Genomic DNA, 12073 nt, shown 5'->3' on the forward strand with positions numbered 1-12073 from the left:
CGTGATTCGCCTAACGCTTGCGGCGAAGCGTGCCAACGGGGTTTCTCGCTGGCGCTCACCGCGGCTCTTTGACTTTTACAATCCTTCCGCTATAATCTCGGTCTCTTCAGCAAGCAGCTCGCTGCAGCGGGAGAGAAGGCAGTAGCAGGTGGCGTGTTCGGCGCGGCGAACAACGAAAGTTGATCTAGCGAAAAATGACAAAGCCTGATATTGTAGCAGAGTTAGCAGTTCAGTGCCCACGTGGCGGAATTGGTAGACGCGCATGGTTCAGGTCCATGTGCCGCGAGGTGTGGGGGTTCGAGTCCCTCCGTGGGCACCACTCTACCGGAAGGTCTCCGCAGCAGTATCGCAGGAAGCAGCACAGCAGTCAGTAGCACACATGCCCACGTGGCGGAATTGGTAGACGCGCATGGTTCAGGTCCATGTGCCGCGAGGTGTGGGGGTTCGAGTCCCTCCGTGGGCACCATCTACTGGATGTAGATCCGCAAGCAGTATTGTCGTAGACGTTTTTGCAGTAGCAGTATCAGTGCCCACGTGGCGGAATTGGTAGACGCGCATGGTTCAGGTCCATGTGCCGCGAGGTGTGGGGGTTCGAGTCCCTCCGTGGGCACCAAACTCTACCTGTCAGGATCGATCGGATCCCGCAAAACGCCGTAAGCTTTGAAAAAGGCTTACGGCGTTTTGCGTTGCGTCGCCAGGTCGTCGAGTATTGGGCAATCCGGACGCGCATCGCCATGACAGGACGCGGCCAGGCCCGCCAGGGTACGGCGCATCGCCTGCATTTCCGCGATCTTGCGGTCGAGTTCATCGATGTGGCTGCGCGCCAGGGCGCGCACGTCGGCGCTGGCGCGCCCCTTGTCCTGCCACAGGCCGAGCAGGGTGCCGATCTGCTCCAGCGAAAAGCCGAGCGCGCGGGCACGGTGCACGAAACGCAGCTGGTGCACATCGTCGTCGCCATAGACCCGGTAGCCGGATTCCGTGCGCCTGGCGGCAGCCAGCAGCCCAATCGCTTCATAGTGGCGAATCATCTTGGCCGATACGCCGGAAGCCCGGGCGGCATCGCCGATCGTCAGCGTCCTCGCTTGCATCACTCCTCCTGTTGTTTCCTGGCGCAGCATACACCTTCCCACAGTAGGAAGCGCAAGGCCGTGCTTGACTTGGCGCGCAGGCGCGTTAAGCTCGGTGCGTCATGAAGAAGACCGCCCTCCCCCTCCTGATCGCCTCCGTCATTGCCGGCGCCGCGCTTGCCGGTCCGGCCCCGTGGTACCAGTGGCGCAGCAAGCTCGATGGCGCCCTGGCCTGTTCCCAGACGCCGCTCGGTCCGGGCTGGGAAAAGTCAGGTGGCCCCTACCGGGACGCGCGTTGCGAAAAACCCATGCTTGCTAAATAATGGGGTGGCAAGGCTCATCCGATCTATTCCAATACCAAGGAGACACCGATGTTTACGAGTCCGGAGCAGTTCGCCAACGCCACCAAGACCCTGTTCGACCTGCAGATGCAGACCTTCAATACGCTTGCCGACAAGACCGTGAAAGGCGTGGAACAGGTAGTGGCCCTGAACATGCAGGCAGCGAAAAGCTCGATGGAAAGCTCGATCGCGGCCGGCCAGGAAATGAGCAAGGCTGGCGACCCGAAGGCCGCCATCGCCGCCCTGCATGCCCGCATGCAGCCGGGCGCGGCCGGCGCCGCGGAGTACCGCGAGAACCTGAAAGCCATCATCGACGAAATGCACCAGGAATTCCGCCAGGCCGCCGACACTCACGTGGCAGAAGCGAAGAGCACCCTCTCGGCCCTGATCTACGACGTGACGCAGAACGTCAAGCCCGGCTCGGAGAACGCGGTCGAGATCATCAAGGCCGCGATCGACAATGCCTTCAAGGGCTACGAACAGGTGACCCAGGCCACCCGCCAGGCGGTGCAGACGGTCGAGGCGCAGATTGCCAAGGCCAGTTCGCTGGTGCAGCCAGGCGCGCAGAAGCAGGCTGAGTAGTTTTTGGCCGACGCCCTTTTGAAAGAAAATTTCAAAAACTTAACTGAAAATGAAGTTTTCTTTCATGCTTTTATCGTGCTTCGCTCTCGATCCCCAGTAATTCCTCCAGCCGCGCCAGCGACGTCTCATCCTTGATGACCGAGCGCAACCACGCATGCAGCGGCTGTTCTCCCCAGCGCGCGGCCTTTTCGGCCAGGTAGGCCACCGGGCTGTGCGGCTCGGTGCGGCGGAAGAATTCGGCCACGCCGCGCAGCTGGGCCAGGGCCTGCTCCCGGCTGTGCAGGGGGCCGTCGAGCAGGCGCAAGCCGGTACCGTGGGCCGTCATGGCCAGCCCCGGCGGCGGCGCCACCGCTGCCAGCGGCGGCGTCACCATGTCGATCAGATCGCGTAGCGCCGCGCTTCCCGCGCCGAAGCCGGGACCATCGGCGCCGAGGCGCGCATCGGCCACCCGTTCCAGCTCCTGCAGCGCGGCCAGGCAGTCCTGGGCGGCGTCAGCCAGCGCTTGGCGTGCCTGCGGCGTGACCCGCGCCCAGGCTGTCTCGAGCTCGGCCATGCCCTCGGCGCCGCGCGCGCGCGCCGCTTCGCGCGCCAGCATCGTCACGCCGTCGGCCAGCGGCACTTCCTTCACCAACGGCGCGATGCGCGCGGCGATCCAGGCGAGGTTGCCGACGCGTCGTTCCTGCCCGTCTTCGTCGGGCAGCGGGTGCAGCGCATCCCAGAAGCGCTCGCACAAGGCGGCCAGCAGCCGCAAGCCGTTGGCCAGGCCCGCGAGGCCGCCGGTCCTGGCGCTTGCTTCGGCCAGCCAGACCGCGAGTTGCAAGTCCTTGCTGCGGGTCTCGATCAGTTCCGCGCAGCGTTTCGCCACGAACTTCCAGTCGGCTTCCTTCAGGTTCGTCACCCACGCGCCCTGGTCGATCGACGGATCGTCGGCTTCGCGCGCGCGGCTGATCGCATCGAAATCTGGCGAGAAGGCCAGGTCGTCGCCGCAGGGCTGGCCGGCGCTGATCGGCGCCAGCAGGGCTTCCATGTCGCGCATGGGCTGTCTCCTCTTATTCGATGGCGTACTTGAACTTGCCGGCCTTGGTGGCGCCCACCTTGACCCGGGTGAGCTTGCCGCCCTCGGCCATCCGCGCCAGCACGCTGTCGGCGATCTCGGGCAGCAAGCTGCCGTTCAGGATATGGTCGACATTGCGCGCGCCGGAGTCGACCTCGGTACAGCGGTTCAGCACCGCGTTCACCAGCGCATCGTCGTACTCGAAGCGGGCACGGTGGTTGTCCAGCACCCTGGCCTTGATGCGGTCGAGCTTGAGGCGGATGATGTTGGCCAGCACCTCGTCGCGGATCGGGTAGAAAGGCACCACCGTGAGCCGCCCCAGGAAGGCCGGCTTGAAGTGCTTCATGAGCAGGGGCCGCAGCATTTCGGCGAGTTGCGCTGGCTCGGGCAGTTCATTGGCCTGCTTGTTCAGGCAGGCCTGCATCAGCTGGGCCGAGCCGATGTTCGAGGTCAGGATGATGATGGTGTTGCGGAAGTCGATCTGGCGGCCCTCCGCATCGTCGAGCACGCCCTTGTCGAATACCTGGAAAATCAGCATCGCTTGCTCCAGGATTGCTTCTAATCAGCGTAGACAGCATCCCATCTTAGGAGTATTGCCGTGCAGCCCACAGACGAAAATCAACCCGAGCCCATGCGTCCGAACCTGATGGCAGTGCGCCGCACCGGTACCCGGGGCGAAGACAGTATCCTGGCGATGCTTGAACGCGAGCGTGACGGCGAGCGCGGCGTTGGCGTGGCGCATCCACGCCTGGCCCGCTACGGCGCGGGGGCCGCGCTGGCGCTGGCCCTGGCTGCCACGCTGGCGTGGATGGCTGCCGACAGGCAGGGCAAGCGCGCCGGTCGGCCGGACCTCGCCGAGGCCGCACCCGCGCAACTGCGGCAAGTCCCCGCCATGCCGCCTCTCCGGCCGGCCGGCGCCGCGATCGTGGACCAGCCGCTCCATGATGATGGCGCGCCGCCGCTGCGCCTTCTCAAGCCGGCCCTGGCCGCGGCCGAACCGCCGGCGCCCGCCCTCATCACCGACCTCCTGCCCTCCCGGCCGCTGGCCCAGGCCAGTCCGGATCCAGCCGCCTGCCTGCCAGCACCGGTCGCCAGGCCCAGTTCCGTGTCACTGGCCAGCAACACGGTGCGCCCGCGTCCATCCAGGCCCCTGCGCAGCGCGATTCCCGGCCGGGCTGCCGAAGCGCCCGACCCGGACGTACTCCTGATCTCGGCCGTCATCACCCACGCCAACGGCCACGCCGCGCCAGGCTCGGCCGCGACCGAACTGCTGTGCCCGAACGGCGCGTGCCGCCCGCGTTCGCCACGCCGCTAGCGTGGTGAAAAGCACGCAACGCAAGGGAGAAGCAGGCGAAAAATCCTGATACTGCTGGGCTATTGCCATCATCAAGGCGTATACTGTACATAAGCACAGTATGGCAATACGAGATGATCAGGGTCCTGGAAAACGAGTTTTATTATCTGGACAATTTCCAGCGCGTTCTTGACTGGATTGGTGAGCGGTATCGCGACCTGCTCGACGAGGATGAGCTGGCCTTTATCGGCGCTTTTCCAGCCCAGCCGCGAAACGCCCGCGCCCTGTTCGTGCGGATGGTGATGCGCAAGGGCGACCTCTTCCGCGCCAGCAAGCTGGACTATCCCGAGATCGGCTGTCCGGTCGAAGCCTTCGCCCCACTACTGGCGGCGGGCTGGGTCGAGTCCGATCCGGTCCTGGCACTGGACGAGCTGTTCGACCTCCTGTCCAAGCCCGAGCTAGCCGCAGCCTTTCGCGCGCACCTGGCAACGCCCCAGCTGAAGAACGCGCGCAAGGCCGAGCAGCTGGAAGCCCTGCGCCTGGCATTCGGCGAAAGCCGCCCCTACTCGGCATGGCGCCCGGACAGCCCCGAGCCGCTCGTGCGCATCCTGGTCAAACCGCTGTGCGAGCGGCTGCGCCTGATTTTCTTCGGCAACCTGAGCCAGGACTGGACCGAATTCGTGCTCTCCGACCTGGGCATGTTCCGCTTCGAGCAGGTCGACATCTCGCAGGCCTCGCGTGGATTCCGTTCGCGCGCCGACGTCGACCATTACCTGCGCCTGCATGCCTGCAAGGAGCGCTTCCGCGCCGGCGAAGCGCTCGACGACGTCGTGCGCGACCTGCCCGCGCACGCGTTCGACAACGACTGGCTGGCCGGCCGCCGCGAAAAGCTCCTGTTCCAGCTCGCCCAGGGCTACGAAAAACTGAAGGATTGGGACAACGCACATGCCCTCTACACGCGCTGCCGCTTCCCGGGTGCGCGCGGGCGCGCCATCCGCGTGCTTGAAAAGCACGAACGGTTCGACGAGGCCTATGCGCTGTTCCAGCTGGCCCAGGCCGCGCCGGAGAGCGAGGCCGAACGCCAGCACCTGGCGCGCATCGGCCCGCGCCTGGCGCGCCGCCTGGGCCATGCCAGGCTAGCGGCGCGGCGCGCCGCGCCTATCGAACGCCTCGACCTGCGCCTGCCGATGCCGAACGGTGAATGGTGGGTCGAAGGGGTCGTGCGCGCGCACCTGGAACGCGGCGAGGCGCCCGTGTTCTATGTGGAAAACGCGCTCGCCAACTCCCTGTTCGGCCTGCTGTGCTGGCGCGCCGTGTTCGCCGCCATCCCGGGTGCGTTCTTCCACCCTTTCCACCGCGGCCCGGCTGACCTCTACAGCCCCGATTTCCACCAGCGCCGCAGCGCCGAGTTCGGAGCCTGCCTGGCCGAACTGGACGACGGCCGCTACCGCGACAGCATCCGCCGCACCTACCGCGACAAGGCCGGCATTGCATCGCCCTTCGTCTACTGGGGCGCCTTGAACGACGAACTGCTGGAGCTGGCCCTGGCCTGCATTCCGGCCACCCACCTGCGCAAGTGGTGCGAACGGATCCTGGCCGACGTGCGGGCCAACCACACCGGTTTCCCCGACCTGATCCAGTTCTGGCCGGCCGAAGGGCGCTATACCATGATCGAGGTCAAGGGCCCGGGCGACCGCCTGCAGGACAACCAGCTGCGCTGGATCGACTACTGCGCCGCGCACGGGATGCCTGTCGCGGTGTGCTACCTGCAATGGGAGCAGGCCACGTGAAGGCGCGCGCGTGAAGTACACGGTGGCAGTGCGCGCCCTGTGCGAGTTCACCGCCAAGCAGGGCGACCTCGACCAGCGCTTCACGCCTTCGCCCAGCGCCCAGGAAGGCATCGCCGGCCATGCGGCGGTACAGGCCCGGCGCGGTGCCGGCTACCGCAGCGAAGTGGCGCTCGAGGGCGGCTGGGGCGATCTGCAGGTGCGCGGACGGGCCGACGGCTACGATCCTGACCAGAACCTGGTCGAGGAGATCAAGACCTACCGTGGCAAGTTCGACGCCATTCCCGACAACCACCGCCATCTGCACTGGGCCCAGGTGCGCGTCTATGGCCACCTGCTGTGCCGCCAGCTGGACCTGGACCGGATCCACCTGGCGCTGGTCTACTACGAGATCGGCAGCGGCCAGGAAACGGTGCTGCGCGAAACGCAGGACGCGCCAGCGCTGGCCGCCCTGTTCGCGGGGCTGTGCGAGCGCTTCTCGGACTGGGCCCGCAGCGAAGCGGCACATCGCGCAGCGCGCGACAGCGCCCTCGCGGCCCTGCGTTTTCCACATGCCGATTTCCGTCCCGGCCAGCGCCAGCTGGCCGAGAACGTCTATCGTGCCAATGCCAGCGGACGCTGCCTGCTGGCGCAGGCGCCCACCGGCATCGGCAAGACGGTGGGCAGCCTGTTCCCGGCACTGAAGGCGCTGCCCGAGCAGGGACTGGACAAGCTGTTCTTCCTGGCGGCCAAGACGCCGGGGCGGCGCCTGGCGCTGGACGCCGCGGCCAGCCTGGGCGCGGGCCGCACGATGGCGCTGCGGGTGCTCGAACTGAGCGCCCGCGACAAGGCCTGCGAACATCCGGACAAGGCCTGCCAGGGCGAGTCCTGCCCCCTTGCCAGGGGCTTCTATGACCGCCTGCCGGCGGCACGCGCGGCCGCCGTGCAGGCCGCCGCCGCCAGCTTGCTGGACCGCGAAGCGCTGCGCGCGCTGGCGCTGGCGCACGACGTCTGCCCCTATTACCTTGGTAGCGAGATGGCGCGCTGGAGCGACATGGTGGTGGGCGACTACAACTACTATTTCGACGGTGGCGCCATGCTGTACGCGCTGGCGCAGTCCAACGGCTGGCGTGCCAGCGTGCTGGTGGACGAAGCCCACAACATGGTCGCCCGCGCACGCGCGATGTACAGCGTGGAGCTGGATCGCGCCGGCCTGCGCGCCGCGCGGGCGAATGCGCCGGAACCGGTCAGGAAGGCGCTGGAGCGCGTAGGCCGTGCCTGGACCGGCGTCGACAAGGATGCCCCGGCGCCCTACCAGGTGCTGCCCGAGCTGCCGGGCAAGCTGCTGGACACGCTCCAGAACGCGACCAGCACCGTCAACGATTTCCTGGCCGAGTTCCCCGGACCGCTTGATCCGGAACTGCAGCGTTTTTACTTCGACGCCCTCGGCTTCATCCGCCTGGCGGAATCCTTCGGCGACCATTCCCTGTGCGACCTGGTGCGTGCCGGGGTGCGCGATTCGACCATCAGCATCCGCAACGTCGTGCCGGCACCCTTCCTGGCGCCGCGCTTCGCCGGGGCGCATTCGGCAACCCTGTTCTCGGCCACCCTCGGTCCGTGGCATTATTTTTGCGACCTGCTCGGCATGCCGCCCGACACCGCCTGGGCCGATGTCGCCTCGCCTTTCAGTGCCAGCCAGCTCGAGGTCCACGTTGCCACCGGCATCTCGACCCGCTACCAGCAGCGCGCCGCCTCGCTGGTGCCGATCGCCGACCTGATCGCACGCCAGTACCTCGCGCGCGAAGGCAACTACCTGGCCTTCTTCAGCAGCTTTGACTACCTGGAACAGGTACTGGCGCAACTGGCCGCACGCCATCCGCAGGTGCCCGCGTGGCGCCAGGAGCGGCGCATGAGCGAGGCGGAGCGCGCCGAGTTCCTGGCGCGCTTCGTACCCGGCGGGCGCGGGGTCGGCTTCGCGGTGCTGGGCGGCTCTTTTGGCGAAGGCATCGACCTGCCCGGCGAACGCCTTATCGGCGCCTTCGTGGCGACGCTCGGCCTGCCGCAGGTGAATCCGGTGAACGAGCAGCTGCGCGAACGGATGGGAGCGATGTTCGGCGCCGGCTACGACTACACGTACCTGTATCCCGGCATGCAGAAGGTGGTGCAGGCCGCCGGCCGCGTGATCCGCACCGAGACCGACCGTGGGGTGGTGTGGCTGATCGACGACCGCTTCGCGCGCGCTGAAGTGCGCGCCCTGCTGCCCGCGTGGTGGGATGTGGACAGGCGTCCCGCCGCTTCCACCATTGCCACCTAGCGCATCAGCTCGCGCACTCTCTGGTAGCCGCTGCGGCTGATCGGCAGCCGGGTGCCGTCCTTGAGCACCGCGCAGTAGTTGTCCTTGCTGGCCGGTTCGATGCGTGCGATCGCGCCCACGTTGACGATGTAGGAGCGGTGGATGCGGATGAAGACCTGCGGGTCGAGCTGGGCCTCGAGCTCGGACATGCGCTGGTTCTTGAGATGGGCGCGCCCCCCCGCCATCACCTGCACGTAGTCGTCCTGGGCCTCGATGTAGTCGATGCCGGCGCTTGCCACCACGTGCACCCGCGCGCCCTCCTTGATCAGCAGCCGTTCCAGGTAACCGCGGCGCACTGCCGCCTCGCTGACCACTGCATCCAGTTGCGCCTGCGGCCGCCGCGCACGCGCATGCTCCAGCGCCTGGGCCAGGCGCTCGCGGCTGAAGGGCTTGAGCAGGTAGTCGATCGCATGCACCTCGAAGGCCTTCAGCGCGAACTGGTCATAGGCGGTGGCGAAGATGTAGTGCGGCGCGCCGGCCACCGTTTTCCCGGCCAGCTCGACCACCTCGAAGCCGTCCAGCTTGGGCATCTGGATGTCGAGGACGACGAGTTCCGGCGCCAGCTCGCCGATCGCCTTGACCGCTTCGAATCCGTTCGCGCATTCGCCCACGATCTCGAGATCCGGATGCGCGGCCAGGTATTCGCGCAACAGGGCGCGCGCCAGGTGTTCGTCATCAACGATCAGTACCCGCATCTTCTACTCTCTTTCCGTCTCGGCGGGCAGCACCAGGTCCACCCGGAATCGATCGTCCACGCGTGCCCAGTGCACGCTGGCTTCCCTGCCATAGGCCGCCGCCAGGCGCTGGCGCACGTTGACCAGCCCGACGCCTCGTCCGGCGGTCGCTGCCCCGCCTTCCGGATCGGCGTCGTTTTCGACACGGATCCGCAGCAGCGAACCGGCGCGCTCGGCGCAGACACGGATGCTGCCGCCCTCCAGCCGCTGGCCGATGCCGTGCTTGACCGCGTTTTCCACCAGCGGCTGCAGGATCATCGGCGGCAGCAGGCAGCTGCCTGCCCCCTCCTCCACCTGCTGTTCGAAGACCAGGCGCGGACCGAAGCGCACCTGTTCGATCTCCACGAAGCGCCCGAGCAGCGCAAGCTCCTCTTCCAGGAAGACCTTGCGATGCGCCTCCAGTCCCAGCGTCTGGCGGAAGAAGCCGGCCAGCTGCAAGGTCATGTCGCGCGCCCGGCCGGCATCGATCGCGGTCAGCGCGCTGATCGAGTTCAGGCTGTTGAACAGGAAGTGCGGATCGACCTGGGTGCGCAGCATGCGCAGTTCCGCATCCTGCGCCAGCAGGCGCGACTCCAGCGCGCGCGTCTCGGCGCGGCGCGTGCGCTCGAATTCCAGTACCAGGTAGTGCGCCACCGCAGTCATCCAGTACAGCAGCATGCCGATACCCAGCATGATGACGGCGAAGGGCCGCGTGATCACCAGCGCTGCCCCTTGCGGCAGGACCAGGGCGCACAGCGCGGCCCAGGCGCTGCCGGCCGCGCACCACAGCAGCGCCGCGCCCAGGCCGCCGCAGAAGAACACCGACAGCACCGCCCACAACGAGCGCTGGGCCAGCGGATAGGCACGGCACAGGTAGTAGGCCGAGAAGCCGCAGGCACAGGCATAGAACAGCGCCAGCGGCAGCGCGAACAGCAGGGCGGCAATCGGTCCGGCGCCGGCACCGGCGACAATCAGGCCTGCCAGCAGAAGGCCCAGCAGCAGCCAGGCCAGCAGGTAAAGTGCGAGGCCGCGACGCGCCCAGGAGCCACCGCTCACCGCGCCCCCGCCATCAGTTGCGCACCTCGACGCCACCCATGATCGCGTAGCCACGGACGATCAGGCGCTTGCTGTTGTCGGGCGGCGCGATGGTCTTTTCCTCGAAGCCTCCCATGATCGGCGTGCCATTCAGGACCACCGTCCAGTCGGGCGGCACCTTCAGGGTCACGCCGCCCCAGAAGGCGAACACGTTCAGCACCGCCTCGCCCTGGATCGAGGACGCACGCAGGTCGAGCGAGCAGCCTCCAATGAAGGCGGTGACTTCGCCGCCGCGGAAGTCCGGGGTGAAGACGCGCCGCTCGAAGCCGCCCAGGATCGCCGTGATATCCACCACGCCCTCGCCCCCCAGGTCCTGCTCGCCCTTGACGCCGTCGATCATGATGCGACGGCGTCCGGTACGCGCCGTGTACAGCGTGTAGACGCCGAAGCCGATGAAGAACAGCGGCCACATGGTATGCACATTGAAGTCGATGATGTGCATCCGGTCCAGGGTCAGCAGGATGCCGAGCGCCACCAGGCCGCCGCCCAGCAGCTGGCCGCCGCGCGACTGCGTGTCGTACAGCTTGACGATGCCGGCAATGACGAACACGGCGGGCCAGAAGCCCAGGACGCGGCGCGTTTCGATGATGTCGAGGTTCCCGAGCAGGAACAGCACCCCCAGCACGATCACGGACAGGCCGAGCACCACTTGCGCGGTCACGCCGCGCGACTTGAGATTATCCTTCATGCTTGTGCTCCGGGCGATGTGCGCTGGAAGGCGGCGCAAGACGCCGTTCCAGCAGCGGCTGGCACAGCAGCTTGACGCCCCAGGCCAGCAGGAACAGCGGCCAGCTGTTACGGAAGTTTAGACCGAACAGGTGCGTGAAGCAGGCGAACAGCCACAGGCCGATGAAGATGGTCCACAGGCCGTTGCCGAATTCGCGCACGGCTGGAGAGCCGATCGCCTGGTTGATCCCCACGATCACCAGCAGCAGCGGTGTGTAGCGCCAGTAGGCGCCGGCATCGATGTAGTCGAGCCGGTCGAGCAGGATGACCGTGCCGATCACGATCATCAGGATTCCCCAGACCGCCTGCTTGCGCGAGCGGTATGCGTCTTCGTCGGTATGCATTGCGCGACTCCTCATGTGTCGTTGGAATGGACACACGATACCGGAGCGCCGGGGAGCGTGAAAGCGCCTTTCGGCGAACGGCAGCGCGGCGCCGGTGAATGGCGAAGAAGTCGGCGGACGGCGATGGCGAAAAAAAGCCCGCCTCGAAAGGCGGGCCGTCTAGGCTGGCTTGACTGCCTCGACAGGCAGGATTCAAGCCTGGGCGGACAGTTCCATCTGCGGGCGGCCCTTGGCCTGGTTGCGGTACTTGGCACGGGCCTCGGCCATCTTGACGGCTTCGCGCGCGATGTTGGTGCGGCGGATCTCGAGCCGCTCCTTCTTGCCGCGGTGTTGTGCTTCGTGTTTGTTGCCGATACTCTTGGTCATGAAGGTCTCCTCGTTGACACCGTTTGCACGGTGAGATTCCGCGCCGTCCTGGCGCAGGGATCGGGGGTGAATCAGGAACGGCTGCCGCCCATCTTGAGATCGGTCGGCATCAGCATGCCCCATCCCAGCTGGCGGCGGATTTCTTCCGGCGTCGGCGGGGGTGCGCTGTCGCGCGCACGGCGCTCGAGGTATTCGCGTACCAGGTGCTTGGGTGGCTGTTTGATCTCGGACATGGTGGCCTCCGCTCCCGTTTGGCCGGCGCAACGCGCCGGCCGGAGTTGGTGCCGGTCCTCGAGGCGACCGGCTAACCTGTCGAGCTGTTGGTACCGTGCGTCTGCCGCACAGGTGCCTCACTCGGACGACTCCATGGTA

General features: G+C 66.9%; 13 protein-coding genes, 3 tRNA genes and 1 pseudogene. 8 read left to right on the plus strand and 9 right to left on the minus strand.

Translation table 11 applies throughout. From position 1 onward, the window contains the following. Positions 1–234 precede the first annotated feature (234 nt). The 3 genes from LE190_RS10730 (at position 235) to LE190_RS10740 (ending at position 613) form a co-directional block, all read left to right on the plus strand. Positions 235–319: transfer RNA gene (locus tag LE190_RS10730), tRNA-Leu, on the plus strand. Positions 320–381: 62 nt separating this feature from the next. Further along, positions 382–466, plus strand: a tRNA-Leu gene (locus LE190_RS10735). A 62-nt stretch (positions 467–528) separates the two neighbouring features. Continuing rightward, a tRNA-Leu gene (locus LE190_RS10740) sits at positions 529–613 on the plus strand. Positions 614–671: 58 nt separating this feature from the next. Here LE190_RS10740 and cueR read toward each other — a convergent pair. Continuing rightward, positions 672–1088: a Cu(I)-responsive transcriptional regulator gene (gene cueR / locus LE190_RS10745; protein WP_307734700.1), complete on the minus strand. Its 417-nt coding sequence runs from the start codon at positions 1086–1088 to the stop codon at positions 672–674. Between the two features lie 101 nt (positions 1089–1189). Here cueR and LE190_RS10750 point away from each other — a divergent pair, with 101 nt between their 5' ends. Together LE190_RS10750 and phaP are read left to right on the plus strand one after the other, a co-directional pair. Further along, positions 1190–1390 (plus strand): hypothetical protein, encoded by a 201-nt coding sequence (locus LE190_RS10750; protein ID WP_225238681.1) that lies wholly within the window; start codon positions 1190–1192, stop codon positions 1388–1390. A 48-nt stretch (positions 1391–1438) separates the two neighbouring features. After that, entirely contained in the window at positions 1439–1990 is a 552-nt protein-coding gene (phaP, locus tag LE190_RS10755) for a TIGR01841 family phasin (protein ID WP_225238682.1), read from the plus strand. A gap of 70 nt (positions 1991–2060) precedes the next feature. On the opposite strand, the gene tssA is transcribed toward phaP, so the two are convergent. Then, positions 2061–3026, minus strand: a complete 966-nt coding sequence (gene tssA, locus LE190_RS10760) for a type VI secretion system protein TssA (protein WP_225238683.1) — start codon at positions 3024–3026, stop codon at positions 2061–2063. A 13-nt stretch (positions 3027–3039) separates the two neighbouring features. Then, a pseudogene (locus LE190_RS10765) lies at positions 3040–3579 on the minus strand (AAA family ATPase); the annotation flags it as partial. 63 nt (positions 3580–3642) lie between these two features. On the opposite strand from LE190_RS10765, the gene LE190_RS10770 reads away from it, so the two are divergent. The 3 genes from LE190_RS10770 to LE190_RS10780 all read left to right on the plus strand — a co-directional run bounded on the left by LE190_RS10770 (position 3643) and on the right by LE190_RS10780 (position 8418). Then, positions 3643–4359, plus strand: coding sequence for a hypothetical protein (locus tag LE190_RS10770; protein ID WP_225238684.1), 717 nt, complete (start codon positions 3643–3645; stop codon positions 4357–4359). A 113-nt stretch (positions 4360–4472) separates the two neighbouring features. Then, positions 4473–6128, plus strand: a complete 1656-nt coding sequence (locus LE190_RS10775) for a VRR-NUC domain-containing protein (protein ID WP_225238685.1) — start codon at positions 4473–4475, stop codon at positions 6126–6128. A 10-nt stretch (positions 6129–6138) separates the two neighbouring features. Continuing rightward, complete coding sequence (locus LE190_RS10780; protein ID WP_225238686.1) at positions 6139–8418, plus strand: helicase C-terminal domain-containing protein; 2280 nt, start codon at positions 6139–6141, stop codon at positions 8416–8418. Here the strand turns inward: LE190_RS10780 and LE190_RS10785 are convergent. From LE190_RS10785 to LE190_RS10810, 6 genes are all read right to left on the minus strand, one after another. Continuing rightward, positions 8415–9152 carry a LytR/AlgR family response regulator transcription factor gene (locus LE190_RS10785; protein ID WP_225238687.1) on the minus strand — a complete coding sequence of 246 codons (738 nt, stop codon included), beginning with the start codon at positions 9150–9152 and terminating at the stop codon, positions 8415–8417. The genes LE190_RS10780 and LE190_RS10785 overlap by 4 nt on opposite strands. Positions 9153–9155: 3 nt before the next feature. Next, complete coding sequence (locus LE190_RS10790; protein WP_225238688.1) at positions 9156–10226, minus strand: sensor histidine kinase; 1071 nt, start codon at positions 10224–10226, stop codon at positions 9156–9158. Between the two features lie 13 nt (positions 10227–10239). After that, positions 10240–10953 carry a LiaI-LiaF-like domain-containing protein gene (locus LE190_RS10795; RefSeq protein WP_225238689.1) on the minus strand — a complete coding sequence of 238 codons (714 nt, stop codon included), beginning with the start codon at positions 10951–10953 and terminating at the stop codon, positions 10240–10242. Beyond that, positions 10943–11335, minus strand: coding sequence for a LiaF transmembrane domain-containing protein (locus LE190_RS10800; protein ID WP_225238690.1), 393 nt, complete (start codon positions 11333–11335; stop codon positions 10943–10945). The genes LE190_RS10795 and LE190_RS10800 overlap by 11 nt, the downstream gene beginning before the upstream one ends. 192 nt (positions 11336–11527) lie before the next feature. Continuing rightward, on the minus strand, positions 11528–11701 hold the full coding sequence (locus LE190_RS10805; protein WP_225238691.1) for a hypothetical protein: 174 nt from the start codon (positions 11699–11701) through the stop codon (positions 11528–11530). A gap of 71 nt (positions 11702–11772) precedes the next feature. Next, a complete protein-coding gene (locus tag LE190_RS10810; protein WP_225238692.1) occupies positions 11773–11934 on the minus strand; it encodes a hypothetical protein in 162 nt (53 codons plus the stop codon). Between the last annotated feature and the right edge of the window lie 139 nt (positions 11935–12073).

Source organism: Massilia hydrophila (assembly GCF_020208145.1).
Classification (GTDB): Bacteria; Pseudomonadota; Gammaproteobacteria; order Burkholderiales; family Burkholderiaceae_D; genus Telluria; species Telluria hydrophila.

What these genes read in the sequence shown, in the direction of transcription:
- LE190_RS10810 (WP_225238692.1), bottom strand. Translation starts at nt 11,934, where the DNA reads ATGTCCGAGATCAAACAGCCACCCAAGCACCTGGTACGCGAATACCTC.
- LE190_RS10805 (WP_225238691.1), bottom strand. Translation starts at nt 11,701, where the DNA reads ATGACCAAGAGTATCGGCAACAAACACGAAGCACAACACCGCGGCAAG.
- LE190_RS10750 (WP_225238681.1), top strand. Translation starts at nt 1,190, where the DNA reads ATGAAGAAGACCGCCCTCCCCCTCCTGATCGCCTCCGTCATTGCCGGC.
- tssA (WP_225238683.1), bottom strand. Translation starts at nt 3,026, where the DNA reads ATGCGCGACATGGAAGCCCTGCTGGCGCCGATCAGCGCCGGCCAGCCC.
- LE190_RS10775 (WP_225238685.1), top strand. Translation starts at nt 4,473, where the DNA reads ATGATCAGGGTCCTGGAAAACGAGTTTTATTATCTGGACAATTTCCAG.
- LE190_RS10785 (WP_225238687.1), bottom strand. Translation starts at nt 9,152, where the DNA reads ATGCGGGTACTGATCGTTGATGACGAACACCTGGCGCGCGCCCTGTTG.
- cueR (WP_307734700.1), bottom strand. Translation starts at nt 1,088, where the DNA reads ATGCAAGCGAGGACGCTGACGATCGGCGATGCCGCCCGGGCTTCCGGC.
- LE190_RS10800 (WP_225238690.1), bottom strand. Translation starts at nt 11,335, where the DNA reads ATGCATACCGACGAAGACGCATACCGCTCGCGCAAGCAGGCGGTCTGG.
- phaP (WP_225238682.1), top strand. Translation starts at nt 1,439, where the DNA reads ATGTTTACGAGTCCGGAGCAGTTCGCCAACGCCACCAAGACCCTGTTC.
- LE190_RS10795 (WP_225238689.1), bottom strand. Translation starts at nt 10,953, where the DNA reads ATGAAGGATAATCTCAAGTCGCGCGGCGTGACCGCGCAAGTGGTGCTC.